Genomic DNA, 15,339 nt, shown 5'->3' on the forward strand with positions numbered 1-15,339 from the left:
AGGCCAACGGCGCGTCTTTCAGCGTGTTCCCCAGTGACTTTTGCAACGGGCCGGTCTTCGCTATGCTCAGACTGTCGCTCCACCAGAAAAAGCACTCCCCCGTTCGCCCCCAGACACGGATTTAGCTATCGGCACAAACTCGCTTCTCCCGTAACAAGCACATCGATGTACTTGCGGCTTACAGCCGAGACTTAGCCATTTGACACAGATATACCTTTGGGTGGAGGCGGGGATGCTTATTCGCCGACGGAACGACTGCCTGAACGAAGTGAAGGCTGGCCCGCAAACCGTTGTTACTGGAAACTGAGCTGAACATACGCGCCGCCGGCCTGCCCGGCGCAGGTAACTAAAACAGTACACACTATTGCTGGCGGGTCATTTAGTGAAGTGGCGAAGAAGTATCCCCACCTCCGCCCCACTACGCTGTAACAGATTTAGATTAAGCTCGCACTGGCAAACTGCAATTTATACCAAAAGTCCGTTGACACTTTCCGTCAGCGGACTTTTGCTGTTAAAGGAATATTTCCATCCCCATTTTTTAATGATTATCCGCCGTCGGATCGCCAATCAGGAACAGATAGGCAATCACCACGATACCCAGCACGATGCGATACCAACCAAAGGCCTTGAAGTCATTGGTCTTGATATAGCTCAGCAGGAACTTGATGGATATAATGGACACGATGAAAGCCGTGACCATCCCCACCACCATGATGACGATTTCTGCTCCCGTATAGTGCAGGCCGAATTTCACCATCTTCAGCAGGCTCGCGCCGAACATGACCGGAATCGCGAGGAAGAAGGTGAACTCTGCCGCCACGATACGGCTCGTGCCAAACAAGATGCCGCCGATGATAGTTGCCCCGGAACGGCTCGTGCCCGGCACCAGCGACAGCACCTGAAACATGCCGATGATGAAGGCCGTGCGATAGTCCAGACGCGCCAGGTCATTGATGCGCGGGCGGCGGTGCCTGTTATAGTTCTCGATCCAGATAAACATGGCACCATAGAAGATCAACGTAGCCGCCACTACCGGCGCCGTCATGAAATGCTCTTCCATATAGTCGTTAAATGCCAGACCGATTACCGCTGCCGGAATGCAGGCGATGATAACCTTCCACCAAAGACTGAACGTATCCCGCTTTTCCTGCCTGGTCTTCCAATCCGACCATGGGTTGAGTTTTTCAAAATTCAATGCCACCACGGCGAGGATGGCGCCCAGCTGGATAACCACCAGGAACATATCCATGAAATCCTTGCTGACATCCAGCTTGATAAACTCATCTACCAGGATCATATGGCCGGTACTCGATACCGGCAGCCACTCTGTCAGACCTTCCACAATACCGAGAACTACTACCTTCAGCAGTTCTACAATGCTTAAATCCACCGTACTACTCCCTCTCGTCACTTATTAATTTCTGTTTCTGCGCATGGGTAAGCTGCTTGATATGCCATTCCCGGCTCTGCGCTTCCCGTTTGTCCGCAAAGGTTTCAAAATAGACAAGACGCACAGGCAGGCGCGAGCGGGTGTATTTCCCGCCGCGCCCTGCATTGTGCGTCCTGACACGCTTTTCCAGATCGTTCGTCCAACCTGTATAAAAGCTGCCGTCACTACATTCCAGTATATAGGTGTAGTTCTCGCTATTACTCAGCATCTTTGATGGTAACTTTGTTCATGACCACCGTCTCCAGCGGACGATCTGCAAAATCCGTCTCGCTATGGCCGATGGTGCGGACAACGTCCATGCCCTTCACAACCTTGCCGAAAATGGTATGCTTACCGTTGAGCCAGGGAGTCTTGTCCAGCGTGATGAAGAACTGGCTGCCACCCGTATGCGGCATGCCCGTGTTGGCCATAGCCAGGATGCCTTCACCCGTGAATCTCAGGTCATCGAGGAATTCATCTTCGATGGTGTAGCCCGGGCCGCCCATGCCCGTACCATCCGGATCGCCGCCCTGGATCATGAAGCCGTCAATCACGCGATGGAAAATCACGCCATTGTAGAAGCCCTTTTCCGTCAGGTCGATGAAGTTCTTCGTCGTAATCGGCGTCTTATCCTCGAACAGTTCAATTTCAAAAGTACCCTTGTTGGTTTCAAATACAGCAATGCGATTAGCCACTTTTTTGCCTCCATTATCCTTGCCGCCAGCGATGCAGCCAGCTGTAAGAGCCGTCAATACCACCAGCATCATAATCAATATCTTTTTCATTGTACAAAATTCCTTTCCCCATTGCAACCATTAGTTAGTCTTTTTTGAGTACCCATTCCTTATAGACAATGGCACCCTCTGCCGCCGAATCTGCGCCCAGATACCCCAGGATGATATTGCTGACAAACTGATTGGGCAGCGTCTTGAAAACCACTTTGGCCCGGAAAGGATGGTCCAAAATGCAGGCCGCACGATGTTCCAACCGGCGCAGGTCCGGCATGATGGGTTCGGTCAGATCCTTCTTGCTGACGACTGCAAAACCTGTTTTGGCAAAGAAATCCTCCCACTCCGCCACAGACTCAATCAGTGCAGCCGCACCGCCTTTAGATATCAGCGAAACAGCCAGCTGATTTTCCCGGTCGTAACTTTCATAGGCATTTTTCAGCGCATAGTCAAAGACCACGAAAATCCCGCCCGGCTTCAGCACACGCTTGATTTCTGCAAAAACCTTCAGCTTATCCGAGCAATGCACCAGCGTTTCAATCGCGTAAATCACATCAAAGGTGTTATCCGCAAACTGCGGCATTTGCGTATAATCCTGCTTGGTGATGGTCAGATTCGGCAGTTCCTCGGCCATCTTCCCCGGGAAAAGGTCCAGGCCATCAAAAGTTACGTCCGGGAATTTCTTCGCCAAATGCAGGATATTCGCTCCCTGCCCGGAACCTAATTCCAACACCCGGTCCCCGGACTTGATGAACTGTGCAGCCACATCCGGCTGATAGCTGGCATCTTCCGGCGAGAAAGTCTTGCCATCCTTTGATACATGGAAATGCATGAACCCCGCTTTGGAATGTACCCGGCGATAAGCCGCATGATTGGTCTTATAATAGGATTCAATATCCTTGGGATCATTCTTGTCTCCATTGATAAATTTCTCCAGATCCAAAAACTTTTCCATATGCTGGATTTTTTCCGCAATAGTTGCCGGTGTAGTGTTCTGACTCATATTTTCTCCCCTTATTCAAATCTACCGTCCATTTGTGTTATAACGATGCACGATTGCCCCAGTTTTTACTCCCGGTGAACTGAACCCATGACCCATGACCTCATTTGCTGACATGATGATCACAAAGGCGTCCGGATCGATAGCGTTGATGATCATCTTCATCTTGGCCACCTGCGTAAGCGTCACCACCACGAACACCACATTGCGCTCGCGGCGGGTGAAAGCCCCCTGTCCATGCAGGAAGGTAACGCCGCGCCCCACTTCCATGATGCCCTCGGCGATGGCCTCGGCCTGATTGGACACGATCAGGAGCGCCTTGCGGCTGTTGAAGCCGGCAATGACCTTATCCGTCACCATGGCGTTCATGAACATGCAGATCAGCGTGAACATTGCCGGTGCCACGCCGAACATAAACGCCGCCGCCAGCATCACGAGACAATTGAAGCCAAAGATCACACCGCCCATATTGAAGGAATAGAACTTCTTGGCAATGGCACCGACGATATCGAAACCGCCGGTGCTGCCGTTCATGCGGAACACGATACCATAGCCAATGCCATTGAACACGCCGCCGAAAATCGCCGCCAGCATATAATCATTGACCGGCGCAAAGGCGTTGAGCGGCTTGGTGAAATCCAGGCAGAACGAAAAGATTGCCGTACCAATGACCACATCGCAGGTATAGCCCTTGCCCAACAGCCGCCAGGCCGCCCACAACAGCGGAATATTATAGGCAAAAGTCTGGGCACCGATGGGCAGATGCGTCAGATAGTAGACAATCATGGCAATACCTGTGGCACCACCAGTCAAAAGATGCGATGGCACCAAGAAGAGGTTGATGGAACAGCTGGCGATCAGACAGCCCAGCGTAATGCCTGCATAACGCAGCAGGCGATGTTCTAACAGCCTGAGCTGAATCATCTGCCCAATCCCTCCAAGCGCACCGTATCCTCCTGCGGCAGGGAGGACATATCGATATTCATAAGGCTCGCATCATCACTATCCACTTCCCGCAGCATGGGTTCGCCTTCCTCCTGCATCATCGACCGCTCTGCTTCCGTCAAGGGCAGATTGGTGATCCGCAGTTCCAGCAGATGCCCGTCCTCGGGATCGATCTTCAGCAGCAGATGCTGATGCGGATGATTTTCCCGCTCATAGATCAGATAGTACGCACCATCCAGAAACTGCCGCTGTTTCTTACCATAGGTTTTCTCCAGCCAAAACTTGGTAGCGCCCTGCCGCACATTATTGCGGGCTATATACTTCTCACTATCGACCGTGAAATCGACCACTCTGCCCGTAGCCACAGCTACGCTGGCTTCCGACCGGTCCTGGTACACATAGGTCCTGACTTTTACGCCCTGCTTGATGGCAATCTTATCGTACATGGGTTCGCCCCATTTGCTCTGCAGGACACTCTCGCTATCCCCGAGCAGCACACCCTTGCAGGAAAAATCCTCGTCCACTATTTTCCCTGCCGCCAGACAAACCGAGCTCAGCAGGACTGCAAACAACAGCGACAATGCCAGCAGGCAGCTTGCTTTCCTTACCATAAGTTCCTCCCGAAATTACCCTGCTCAAAGATCTTGATTTCCCGGCCATCTGCCGTAGTCCCGATGATCTCCAGATCCCGGGTACCTACCATAAAGTCCTCATGCACCAGAGAATCATTGACACCATGCTGCAGGAGCGTCACGCTGTCCATATGCTCACCGCCCTTGATGCAGGTCGGGTAAGCCTTACCCAAGGCCAGATGGCAGGAGGCATTTTCATCAAACAGCGTATTATAGAATAGTATCCCGCTCTGGGAAATCGGTGAATCAAAGGGCACCAGGGCAACTTCACCCAGATAACTTGCACCTTCATCCGTTTCCAGCAGTCCCTTGAGGATTTCTTCGCCCTTTTCCGCGCTATAGGCTGTAACCTTGCCATCTTTAAAAGTCAGCTTGAAGCCTTCAATCAGATTGCCGTTGTAGTTCAGCGGCTTGGAGGCCACCACAGTGCCGTTCACACCATCCCGCTTCGGCAGGGAGAATACCTCTTCCGTCGGCATATTGGCCACAAAGACCGTGCCCAGTTCCGACTTTTCCGCACCACCTGACCAAATATGCCCCGCCGGCAGTTCAATGGTCAGATCCGTGCCGATGGAATTCTTATAATGGAGCTTGACGAATTCCTGCTCATTCAGAAAGTTGGCTGCCTTCTGCAGGAATTCCGTATGCTGGCGCCACTGCGCCACGGTATCCACATCTTCCCCAATGCGCACAGTCTGGAAGATGGCCTGCCAAAGCTTTTCGACGGCAGCTTCTTCCGTGTCTTCCGGGAAAACCTTCGTGGCCCAGCCCTTGGTCGGCACGGACACCACGCACCAGGTGTTCCTGTTGCTCATCAGCCGTTCCCGATATTCCAGGAGCGCTGCGCCGGCCGCCTGATTGGCCAGCTTGAGTTTTTCCGGATCGATATCGCTGAAGATCTGCGGATCACGGGCCGCGATGGACACAAACGCCGCGCCCTGCTCTGCATAGCCCTGGCAGAACTTCACGCGCCATTCCGGAAATTCCGTGAAGAGTTCCTTGCTGCCATGTTCAAACCGGATATGCGCCGATTGTTCATCCCCCCAGCTCATGACCACGTCATGAGCGCCGGCTGCAAACGCCGCCTTGCTGATTTCCCGGGCAAACTCTGCACATTCAATCGGCGTATTGATGACCAGTATCTGATCCCTCTGGATATTGACACCGACCTTTACCACTAACTCTGCATATTTTTTCAATAATTCCTGCTGCATCACAATGCCTCCGTATCGAAACAAAGGGTAACCGGCCCATCATTGACCGATTCCACCTGCATATCTGCGCCAAACTCACCATGCTCCACAGTCACGCCCAAATCCCGCAAATCCTGCATAAAGACTTCATAGAGTTCATTGGCCATCGCCGGCGGCGCCGCATGGCTGAACCCGGGACGGCGTTTCTTGAGGTCAGCATAAAGCGTGAACTGGGAAATCACCAGCATCCTGCCGCCAACCTGACTGAGGCTCAGATTCATCTTGCCGGCCTCATCTGAGAAAACCCTGACATTATATATCTTCTCCGCCAACTTCTGCGCTGACTCTGCCGTATCTTCCGGCCCCACACCCAAGAGCACCAGAAAGCCCTGGTCAATGGCACCATTCACCTTATCATCGATCACTACACTAGCAGACTTAACCCGCGTAACTACCGCTCGCACCGGCAGACCGCCCCCTTTCAACTTTGTAATCATACCATAATTCACCAGCAAAATCCATATGACAACGCCGATTATACAAAGCAGCCATGCTGACCAATCGCAGTGGATTCATCAACATGGCAGTATTTCCTGTATTTATTAATACTCAACGCGATATAAGTACAAACCACAGGCCGGAGCCGTAGCGCTGGCCTGATGACGGTCAAGGCTGGCAAAGATTTCAGCAAAGCGCTCCAGGCTTATGCGCCCCAAACCAACATTCGCCACCGTGCCAATGATATTCCTTACCATATGGTAAAGGAATCCGTTGCCATAGATGGTGAACTCCAGCAGATTGCCCGGCTTTTCCTCAACTTTGGCCTCATAGATGGTACGCACGGGACTCATGGGCGCGCCGCCCGCAGCCCGGAAGGCGCTGAAATCATGTGTCCCTTCCAGCATAGCCAATGCCTGCTGCATCAGGTTAATGTCCAAGGGGCGGCGTTCATACCAGGCATAACGTGCCGTCAAGGGATTGGGCGTTGCCCCCTGCTGGATGCGGTAGATATAGGTCTTGGCCTTGGCGCTATGGCGGGCACTGAAGTCAAAATCTGCCTCCCAGGCCTCTTTGACCACGATATCATCCGGCAGCAGGCTGTTCGCCGCCATGGGCACCTTGTCGATTGGAATGCTCCCATTGGTGAAGAAATTCACCACCTGCCCATAGGCATGGACACCGGCATCGGTGCGCCCCGAAGCCGCCAATTCAATGGTATCGCCAAAAATGACAGCCAGCTTCCGCTCCAGCACATTCTGCACGGCTGTCACCGGCGGGCTTTGCCGCTGGAAGCCATGGTAAGCTGTGCCGTCATAGGCCACCTTCAGGGCAATATTGCGCCTGCGCGCCTTCATTTCCTCTTTATGTTCCGTTTTCATCGATAGAAACTTACTCCTAATCCCATGCTGAGCAGGGCAAAGATACACATGGCGATATAGTCCAGCCTTGCCAGCTTCATTTCCTTCATGCGCGTGCGCCCGGCACCGCCCCGATAACATCTGGCCTCCATCGCCATGGCCAGGTCATCTGCCCGCCGGAAGGCCGACAGGAACAGCGGCACTAAGATGGGCACCATATTCTTGAGCCGCGCGAGTACGCTGCCCGTCACGAAATCCGCCCCACGCGACTGCTGGGCCTTCATGATCTTATCCGTCTCGCTGATCAGCGTGGGGATAAAGCGCAGAGCAATGGTCATCATCATGGCCAGCTCATGGGCAGGCAGGCCCACCTTCTTGAACGGCGAGAGCAGGCTCTCCAGCGCATCGGTGAGTTTCAGCGGACTCGTGGTAAAGGTCAGCAGTGTGCTCAGGATGATCAGGAGCATCAGCCGCACGCTGATGAGTGTCCCCTGCTCCACGCCCTCCTGCGTGATTGCAAACTGCCAGACACGGCAGAGCTCCCTGCCCGGATGGCTGAACAGATGCAGTACGAAGGTGAAGATGATGATCCACCACAAAGGCTTCAACGAACGCAATACCATGCGCAGGGGCACGCCCGAACACAGGATCAGCAAAAAGGTCAACACGATCAGAGCGCCATAGACCGGTGCACTGGTAAAGACAAACACCTCAATCAGCAGGATGAGCAGCAACAATATCTTCACGCGGGCATCCATCCGGTGCAAAAAGGAATCCCCCGGGAAATACTGGCCAATCATAATATTATTTAACATGGATATTGAAAACCTCCCTGAGGGATCTGAGCCCCGCCTCCGGGGTGATGGCACGTGTATCCACCGGCAGGCCTGCCTGTTTCAACCGCGCTAATACCTGCATGATCTGCGGCTGTTCAAGCCCCGTTTCCTGCAGCAAACCAGCCTGCGCAAAGATTTCGGCAGGACTGGCGGCGGCCCGCAGCTTTCCGCCCTGCATCACGAGCATCTGATCGGCCATTTTGGCGATATCTTCCATGCTATGGGACACAAAGACGATGGTCAGCTTCCCTTTTTTATGCAGGCGCTGGATTTCGGCCATCAGCTCCTCACGCCCGCGGGGATCTAAGCCGGCCGCGGGTTCATCGAGTACCAGATACTTGGGCCGCATAGCCAGCACCCCAGCCATCGCCACGCGACGCATCTGCCCGCCGCTCAAGGCAAAAGGAGACATATCCTTGAACTTATGATAGTCCAAGCCGACCATCTCCATGGCCTGCCGCACGCGTTCCTCAATCTCGGCATCTTCGAGCCCCTGATTGCGCGGGCCGAAGGCAATATCCTGCGCGATGGTTTCCTCAAACAGCTGCGTTTCCGCATACTGAAAGACCATGCCCACCTGCTGACGGGCATGCCAGGCTTTAATCTTGCCTGCCTTATCCTTGGCATTGATATCGATGCCATCCACAATCACTTCGCCAGCAACTGGTGACAGCAGGCCATTCAGATGCTGTACCAGCGTGGACTTGCCCGAACCTGTATGGCCTGCAATGGCCGTGAAGCTGCCCTCTTCAATAGTCAGACTAACATCATCGAGCGCAACGCGCTCATAGGGAGTCTTGGGCATATAGATATATTTGACAGTTTTAAGTTCAATGGACATAGCAGGCCTCCAGCGCGGCAACTAAATCATCATTACTCAGGATATCCCGGGGCAAATCAACACCACTCTGCCGTAAATTCCAGGCCAGTTCTACCGCCAGTGGCACCGCCAGGCCTAATTTATGGAGCTTTGGCGCATCAGCAAAGACTTCTGCCGGCGTCCCCTGCTGTACCAGACGACCGTGTTCCATCACCAATACGCGGTCAGCACGGGCGGCTTCGTCCATAAAATGCGTAATACAAAGAAGCGTCAACCCCCGCTCCCGATGGAGCCGCTCCACGGTATCCATAACTTCCCGGCGTCCCTGCGGATCAAGCATCGCCGTAGCCTCATCGAGAATCAGACACTTCGTATCCATCGCCAGCGCCCCGGCAATGGCCACCCGCTGTTTCTGCCCGCCGCTTAAGAGATGCGGCGCAAACTTGCGGAACTCCGCCATGCCCACGGCCTGCAGAGCCATCTCCACCTGCTGACGGATTTTCGCCGGTTCCATGCCCAGATTTTCCGGGCCAAAGGCCACATCATCTTCCACGACACCGGCAATCAGCTGATTGTCAGGATTTTGGAACACCATGCCCACCTGCCGGCGAATCTGCCAGATATCCTGCGGGCTGCGGGTATCGAGCCCAGCAATCCGGCAGGCACCGCCAGTCGGCAGCAGCAAACCATTCAAATGACGGGCCAGTGTGGACTTGCCCGAACCATTGGCGCCTAAGATTGCCACAAACTCCCCGGCTTCAATATGGAAACTCACATCCTGCAAAGCCGTGAACTCCTGTTCCGTGCCCTGCCCATAGATATGTGTCAGATTTTCTGCTTCGATAAATGACATTGAAATCTTCCTCACAATAGAATCACACAAATTCCATTATAACGCCATTGTTCCTGTTTTGCCATAGGCAAAACAGGAACAATGGCGTTATAATGCATCCACCGAATTTGCGTAAGCAATTGAAGGTGGACAATATAGCCTATTGTTTTGTAAAATAGATTTAGAAGGTGGTGATTATACATGAGAACCTATCACTTTAAGCTATATACTTCAAAAAGAAACAGAAAACTTCATAGGCAAATCAATGCGGCAGGTCTTGTATACAATCATTGTATTGCTCTGCATAAAAGATACTATAGGCTGTTTGGCAAGTCACTGAATATGTATCAATTACAAAAACATCTAACAAAATTGAAAAAGATTTTCAGATTTGCCTACATGAAAGAAATCGGCTCCCAAGCTGTCCAAGATATAACCCAACGGATAGATAGAGCGTATAAATTATTTTTCCATAATTTAAAACATAAAATCCGTACGGCGCCACCATCCTTCAAAAAGATAAAGAAATACAAGTCCTTCACTTTGAAACAGTCTGGCTGGAAACTCGATGAAGCCGACAATAGTATCGTAATCGGTAAGCAACGCTATCGCTATGCAAAGTCAAGGGAAATAGACGGTAAGGTAAAAATTCTCACGGTTAAGCGAGATGCATTAGGCGATATATATTTATATTTCGTCTGTGAAGCATCAGAAAATAAAGTCTTAGCAAGAACAGGTAAAAGTGTCGGCTTCGACTTTGGTCTAAAAATGTTTCTCAATGCCTCAGATGGCAAGGATATTGCTTCTCCGCTATTCTTTAAGCAAAATGCTACTGCCATAAAAAGGGCAAGCAGTATCTTATCCCGCAAAGCTAAAGGCTCCAATAATCGTAAAAAGGCCAAACTTGCCTTGGCAAGATTGCATAGGAAGGTAGCAAACCAAAGAGATAATTTCCATTGGCAGTTAGCCAGTAAGCTTGTTGGAGAATATGCCCTAATATGCCTTGAAGATTTAAACCTAAAGGCAATGCAAAAACGTTTCGGAAGAAAAATATCTGATTTAGGATTTGCTGATTTTGTGAATAAGCTGAAGTATATGGCACACAGAACGGGTTCATCCGTCGTAGAAATAGACCGTTTTTTCCCGTCCAGTCAGCTATGTTCCAAATGTGGATACCAAAACATAGAAATTAAAAATCTAAAATTCAGAGAGTGGACTTGTCCTAAGTGTGGGAGTACACTTGATAGAGACAAAAACGCTGCGATAAATATAGAGCGTGAGGGAAACAAAATATTCTCCGCGTAAAATATAATGGGCAGGGCATTGTCCATTGTGGAGAGAACTCGCAAGACCTGCTATTTCAGCAGGCAATGTTCGCTAGTATCCCAGAATCCCCCAGTTTTAGGCATGGGGAGTATGTCAAAAAAAAGAAGTTGTCGCTTATACTAAAGCCAGACAACTTCTATAGAAATGAGTGAGCTTATGAAATTACAGCTGGAAATCGCCGATACCTTTTTCCGCCGCTTCCGCGGGCTGATGCTGCGCCGGAAACTTCCTGCAGGCCAGGGCCTTTTGATTGCGCCCTGCAGCAGCATCCATATGTGCTTCATGCGCTTTGCCATCGATGCCGTCTGGGTGGATAAGGAAATGAACATCCTCAAGATCAGCCGCAACGTGCGTCCCTGGATTGGCCTGGCCTGGTGCCCCAAAGCCTGGGGTGTGGTGGAAATGACCGCAGGCGAAGCCGACCGTTTAGGGCTTCAATCCTCTACCAAAATCCCTTTCGCGCGCAATTCATCCTTGATGGCCGACAAAGCCTCATCGTCGGGCACCCGCACCGTATGAAGGTGCACACCGCCAGTCACCACCAATAACGGTGTTGCCTGGCATTTTTTCATCTTGCTGATGAAATTCTTGATATCGCGGCGGCTCGTAAGCAGCAGGTCGCTTTTCAACGGACCATAAACAGGATGTTCGACGATCACATCCATGACCGCGCCGCCATTGTCCACGATAGCATTGAGTTCCGTTTCCATATCCTCAGCCGTATGGCGGCAGATCAGCGTGGCCAACTGCTGACGGGCATCCGCATGCTCATCCCGAATCATGAAATACCCGCGCGGCGTCGCATAGATTTTCTGCCCCTCGGCCCGCAGGATGCTGATATCCCCGACGATGATCTGACGACTGACCCCCATTTCCCGGGAAAGCCGGGTGCCCGTCAAAGGCTGTATTGCCCCCTGCAGCCGGCGCAATACCTCCGCCCGCCGTTCCTCTGTTGTCATTCAAATCCCTCCCAAAGATTTTGTGTAACAAAAAAGCTGCCTTGCGGCAGCTTAAATTTCAAATGGTGGGCGATAACAGGATCGAACTGCTGACATCCTGCTTGTAAGGCAGGCGCTCTCCCAGCTGAGCTAATCGCCCGAAATGGTGACGCGTATGGGATTCGAACCCATGAAGCCGCCGTGAAAGGGCGGTGTCTTAACCACTTGACCAACGCGCCATGGCTCCCCGAGCAGGATTCGAACCTGCGACATATGGATTAACAGTCCACCGTTCTACCGGCTGAACTATCGGGGAATTCCTTGGTGTGTCTCACCAACGAAAATTATTATACGACACTTTTCCGGAGAATGCAACCCCTTTTTTTAAAAAAGTTTATTTTTTTTTAGTTTTTTTTAGAACATCTCAAAATGACCGTTCAGATAAGCGCTGATGCCATCTTCATCACTACTCAAGGTCACGTCCTTAGCCGCGGTTTTTACCTGTTCCGGGGCATTGGCCATAGCTACACTCTGACCTGTATATTCCAGCATGGGAATATCGTTGTAGCTGTCGCCAAAGGACAGGGACTCCTCCACTGTATGCCCGTAATGCTTCAGCAATACGGCGATGCCTCCGGCCTTGGACACGCAGCCGGACATGATTTCCAGCAGGATCGAAGAAGAACGCACCACCTGAAAGGCAGGATAATGCTCCCGGAAATATTCCTCCGCCAGCACGCAGTCCTCAGGCTCAGCCATCAGCAAAATCTTGTGCGGATAAGTCCCCTGGTCCAGCAATTGGGTAAAATCTGCATTCTCCGCCACAGCCGAGGTAATATCCATTTCCCGCCGCACCCGCTTATCTGTCACGTCTTTCACATACCATTTGTTGTCCGTATAGAAGTTGGCCGTAATCTGGGGGAATTTCGCCGCCAGCTCCTGCAGCAGCTGACGTGTAGGCTTTGCCTCCATCTTGGTACTGGCCAAAGTCTTGCCTTCCCTGTCCAAAACCAAAGCCCCGCTATAACTGATAATGGGCATCTTCACGCCCAGCTCATCTGTGATCGGATAAATAGCCGCAGGCATCCGGGCCGACACAAGTACAAAGGGAATATCCTTTGCCGCCAATTCCTGTACGGCCGCCTTGGTTCGACCGGTCACTTCATGCTGACTGGTCAGCAAGGTTCCGTCAATATCGGAAAACACGATTTTAATTTTGTCAGCTGTCATCATCATTACCTCTTTCCCCGTTCATAGTCCCTGTTGTTGCTTTCATTATAGCCAGCGCTCAGCAGGGGAACAAGGTATTTTTGTTCGTTTTATGTGCAAAAATCACATTATTTTACATCTTTTGTGAGTTTATCATGTTATAATCGTTAATATAACAGAAAACGAACATTTGACCTGTCAAATATCAAATAGGAGGCAACTATGAATTCCCGTGAACGCCGTCACTTTCTCCTGCAGGAACTGCAGGAAACTAAAGCCGTCTACGTCCGTGAGCTAGCCGACAGACTTGCAGTTTCCGATATGACCATCCGCCGGGACCTGCGCATGACCAAGGAGAAGAACGCCATCGCCGAATTCTGCGCCGGACTCATCAAGGAAGGCAACGCCATTTACCTCGACACCGGCTCCACCAATATCGAAATCGCCGAGGAATTAAAAAATCGGCAAAATATCGCGGTACTCTCCCACTCATTGCCGATTCACAATATTCTCTCTGCCAATGACAAGCTGCAGCTCATCGCCATGCCCGGCTTCTACCGCAGTTCCCCCCACGGATTCTTCGGTGACCTGACCTGCCGCATGATCAAAAACTTCCGCATCGACATCGCCTTTCTGGGCATCTCCTCCATCGACGCCAGCGGCATCATGTCCCCAGACTTCGACGACCAGGCCGTGAAGCTGGCACTGCTGGAACGGGCCAACAAGAAAGTCGTGGTCTTCGACCATACGAAAATCAACCACCTGTCCTTCATGCAGGTCTGCGCCCTCAAAGACATCGATATGCTGGTCACCGATAAACAGGCCGACCAAGAATTCCTCACCGCCACAAGGAAACAAGGTGTAGAAATCGTGCAGGTATAACAGCGTACTCATGCCTTCCCCTTGAGGGGAAGGCTTTTTATATTCTATCCCTTTTTACATCCTCAGCGATAAGTTCCTCCAGTCTCCCTACCGTCATATCCTTTTCGGAGTAGACGGTGATGCCGTGCTTTTGCAATAGAGCGGTGGTCACGCCCTGGCCTTTGATTTTCTTGCCGTCAAAATTACCGCCATGAATCTTCTTGACGCCGCAGGACGGGCTGCCTTCTTTGAGGATGGCTACTTTGGCATGATAGGCTTCGGCAATCTTGAGCACTTTATCGGCGCCGGTCAAGAGGTACTGGGTGGTATCCATGCCGTTCTCGTCCATGGCTTTTGCTTTGCCCGTGAGGACTTTCTTGCCCGTGCCGCCCTGGATTTCCATGGCCGGTCTCGGGCATGGCAGCATGGCGAAGCATTCGGGGCAGACGGCGATAAAGCGGCCCCGCTCGTTGTATTTTAGCAGCAGATCATGGGTATTGGCTCCCCCGCTGAATTTTACCTTATGGCCTAACAGGCAGGCACTTACCAGAATCATCTTCGATACCCCTTTCTCCCAAACACGCACACATTTATACCTAGCTTCTTCGCCAACGACTCCAAAGAATCCTCTTTTAATTCCTGCCCCGCTGCCAACGGAATCGCCGCACAGGTTCTTGCATCATCCATGGCATTATGATGCTGGAAATCAATCTGCAGATGCGTGCCCACCGTATCGAGCTTGTGGTTCTCCAAGAAAGGCCAGGCCTTGCGGGCAATGGCTACCGTATCGCAGTAGGAAAACGCCGGTGCCACCAGCCCTTCCATCGCCAGGCAGGCGCTCAGCACGCCCATATCAAAGCGCGCATTATGAGCCACGACAATCCGCCCTTCCAAATGGCTTCTAAGCTCCGGCCAGATTTCCGCAAAGGTCGGGGCATTTTTCGTATCGTTAGGCGTAATGCCATGAATCTGCACATTGAAGTAATTGTACTTATTCATGGGCGGCTGAATCAACGTATAGTAAACGTCCTTCATCTTGCCATCTTCCACGGCGGTGACAGCCACACTGCAGGCTGAATTGCGGCAGCCTGTGGCCGTCTCGAAGTCAATGGCGGCAAAGTTCATCATAAATCAATCGTTCCTTCTTCTAAAAAAAATATAACTTTCATAAATAAAAGCCAAAACGGACAAATCCACCCTGACCCAAAGCCAAGGTGGATTCCCCTATTTCT

At 51.7% G+C, this 15,339-nt stretch carries 19 protein-coding genes and 3 tRNA genes; 3 read left to right on the forward strand and 19 right to left on the reverse strand.

The annotated features are described in order from the left end of the window. Positions 1–538 precede the first annotated feature (538 nt). The 12 genes from BLQ59_RS11955 to BLQ59_RS12010 all read right to left on the reverse strand — a co-directional run bounded on the left by BLQ59_RS11955 (position 539) and on the right by BLQ59_RS12010 (position 9,794). Positions 539–1,390, reverse strand: coding sequence for an undecaprenyl-diphosphate phosphatase (locus BLQ59_RS11955; RefSeq protein ID WP_074573104.1), 852 nt, complete (start codon positions 1,388–1,390; stop codon positions 539–541). Between the two features lie 4 nt (positions 1,391–1,394). Then, positions 1,395–1,658: a GIY-YIG nuclease family protein gene (locus BLQ59_RS11960; RefSeq protein WP_074573105.1), complete on the reverse strand. Its 264-nt coding sequence runs from the start codon at positions 1,656–1,658 to the stop codon at positions 1,395–1,397. Further along, positions 1,648–2,214 (reverse strand): peptidylprolyl isomerase, encoded by a 567-nt coding sequence (locus BLQ59_RS11965; RefSeq protein WP_074573106.1) that lies wholly within the window; start codon positions 2,212–2,214, stop codon positions 1,648–1,650. Before BLQ59_RS11965 ends, BLQ59_RS11960 begins: the two co-directional genes overlap by 11 nt. Positions 2,215–2,248: 34 nt before the next feature. After that, positions 2,249–3,160, reverse strand: a complete 912-nt coding sequence (locus BLQ59_RS11970) for a class I SAM-dependent methyltransferase (RefSeq protein WP_074573107.1) — start codon at positions 3,158–3,160, stop codon at positions 2,249–2,251. A 21-nt stretch (positions 3,161–3,181) separates the two neighbouring features. After that, positions 3,182–4,081: a YitT family protein gene (locus tag BLQ59_RS11975; protein WP_074573108.1), complete on the reverse strand. Its 900-nt coding sequence runs from the start codon at positions 4,079–4,081 to the stop codon at positions 3,182–3,184. Continuing rightward, complete coding sequence (locus BLQ59_RS11980) at positions 4,078–4,713, reverse strand: hypothetical protein (RefSeq protein WP_074573109.1); 636 nt, start codon at positions 4,711–4,713, stop codon at positions 4,078–4,080. The genes BLQ59_RS11975 and BLQ59_RS11980 overlap by 4 nt, the downstream gene beginning before the upstream one ends. Further along, positions 4,707–5,948, reverse strand: a complete 1,242-nt coding sequence (locus BLQ59_RS11985) for an aminopeptidase (RefSeq protein WP_074573110.1) — start codon at positions 5,946–5,948, stop codon at positions 4,707–4,709. The genes BLQ59_RS11980 and BLQ59_RS11985 overlap by 7 nt, the downstream gene beginning before the upstream one ends. Then, positions 5,948–6,391, reverse strand: a complete 444-nt coding sequence (dtd, locus tag BLQ59_RS11990) for a D-aminoacyl-tRNA deacylase (RefSeq protein WP_074573140.1) — start codon at positions 6,389–6,391, stop codon at positions 5,948–5,950. The genes BLQ59_RS11985 and dtd overlap by 1 nt, the downstream gene beginning before the upstream one ends. A gap of 138 nt (positions 6,392–6,529) precedes the next feature. Further along, positions 6,530–7,306, reverse strand: coding sequence for a tRNA pseudouridine(38-40) synthase TruA (gene truA / locus BLQ59_RS11995; protein WP_074573111.1), 777 nt, complete (start codon positions 7,304–7,306; stop codon positions 6,530–6,532). Beyond that, complete coding sequence (locus BLQ59_RS12000) at positions 7,303–8,100, reverse strand: energy-coupling factor transporter transmembrane component T family protein (RefSeq protein ID WP_074573112.1); 798 nt, start codon at positions 8,098–8,100, stop codon at positions 7,303–7,305. The genes truA and BLQ59_RS12000 overlap by 4 nt, the downstream gene beginning before the upstream one ends. Then, positions 8,090–8,962, reverse strand: coding sequence for an energy-coupling factor transporter ATPase (locus BLQ59_RS12005; protein ID WP_074573113.1), 873 nt, complete (start codon positions 8,960–8,962; stop codon positions 8,090–8,092). The genes BLQ59_RS12000 and BLQ59_RS12005 overlap by 11 nt, the downstream gene beginning before the upstream one ends. Beyond that, entirely contained in the window at positions 8,952–9,794 is an 843-nt protein-coding gene (locus BLQ59_RS12010; protein ID WP_074573114.1) for an energy-coupling factor transporter ATPase, read from the reverse strand. The genes BLQ59_RS12005 and BLQ59_RS12010 overlap by 11 nt, the downstream gene beginning before the upstream one ends. A gap of 180 nt (positions 9,795–9,974) precedes the next feature. Between BLQ59_RS12010 and BLQ59_RS12015 the strand changes: the two genes are divergently transcribed. Next, positions 9,975–11,078, forward strand: a complete 1,104-nt coding sequence (locus BLQ59_RS12015) for an RNA-guided endonuclease InsQ/TnpB family protein (protein WP_074573115.1) — start codon at positions 9,975–9,977, stop codon at positions 11,076–11,078. 177 nt (positions 11,079–11,255) lie between these two features. After that, a complete protein-coding gene (locus BLQ59_RS12020) occupies positions 11,256–11,618 on the forward strand; it encodes a DUF192 domain-containing protein (protein ID WP_074573116.1) in 363 nt (120 codons plus the stop codon). Here BLQ59_RS12020 and BLQ59_RS12025 read toward each other — a convergent pair. From BLQ59_RS12025 to BLQ59_RS12045, 5 genes are all read right to left on the reverse strand, one after another. After that, positions 11,534–12,058 (reverse strand): transcription repressor NadR, encoded by a 525-nt coding sequence (locus BLQ59_RS12025; protein ID WP_074573117.1) that lies wholly within the window; start codon positions 12,056–12,058, stop codon positions 11,534–11,536. The two genes, BLQ59_RS12020 and BLQ59_RS12025, sit on opposite strands and share 85 nt — an antisense overlap. Before the next feature lie 63 nt (positions 12,059–12,121). Beyond that, positions 12,122–12,197, reverse strand: a tRNA-Val gene (locus BLQ59_RS12030). 4 nt (positions 12,198–12,201) lie between these two features. Next, a tRNA-Glu gene (locus tag BLQ59_RS12035) sits at positions 12,202–12,276 on the reverse strand. A 1-nt stretch (position 12,277) separates the two neighbouring features. After that, a tRNA-Asn gene (locus BLQ59_RS12040) sits at positions 12,278–12,353 on the reverse strand. A 98-nt stretch (positions 12,354–12,451) separates the two neighbouring features. Beyond that, on the reverse strand, positions 12,452–13,273 hold the full coding sequence (locus BLQ59_RS12045) for a Cof-type HAD-IIB family hydrolase (RefSeq protein WP_256324674.1): 822 nt from the start codon (positions 13,271–13,273) through the stop codon (positions 12,452–12,454). 195 nt (positions 13,274–13,468) lie between these two features. On the opposite strand from BLQ59_RS12045, the gene BLQ59_RS12050 reads away from it, so the two are divergent. Further along, positions 13,469–14,128 carry a DeoR/GlpR family DNA-binding transcription regulator gene (locus tag BLQ59_RS12050; protein ID WP_074573119.1) on the forward strand — a complete coding sequence of 220 codons (660 nt, stop codon included), beginning with the start codon at positions 13,469–13,471 and terminating at the stop codon, positions 14,126–14,128. Between the two features lie 37 nt (positions 14,129–14,165). Here the strand turns inward: BLQ59_RS12050 and BLQ59_RS12055 are convergent, their stop codons facing one another. Beyond that, on the reverse strand, positions 14,166–14,663 hold the full coding sequence (locus BLQ59_RS12055; protein ID WP_074573120.1) for a 2-thiouracil desulfurase family protein: 498 nt from the start codon (positions 14,661–14,663) through the stop codon (positions 14,166–14,168). After that, positions 14,660–15,235, reverse strand: a complete 576-nt coding sequence (locus tag BLQ59_RS12060; protein WP_081342561.1) for a 3'-5' exonuclease — start codon at positions 15,233–15,235, stop codon at positions 14,660–14,662. The genes BLQ59_RS12055 and BLQ59_RS12060 overlap by 4 nt, the downstream gene beginning before the upstream one ends. Positions 15,236–15,339 lie beyond the last annotated feature (104 nt).

The sequence above is a fragment of the Pseudoselenomonas ruminantium genome (genome assembly GCF_900104055.1).
GTDB lineage: Bacteria > Bacillota > Negativicutes > Selenomonadales > Selenomonadaceae > Selenomonas_A > Selenomonas_A ruminantium_C.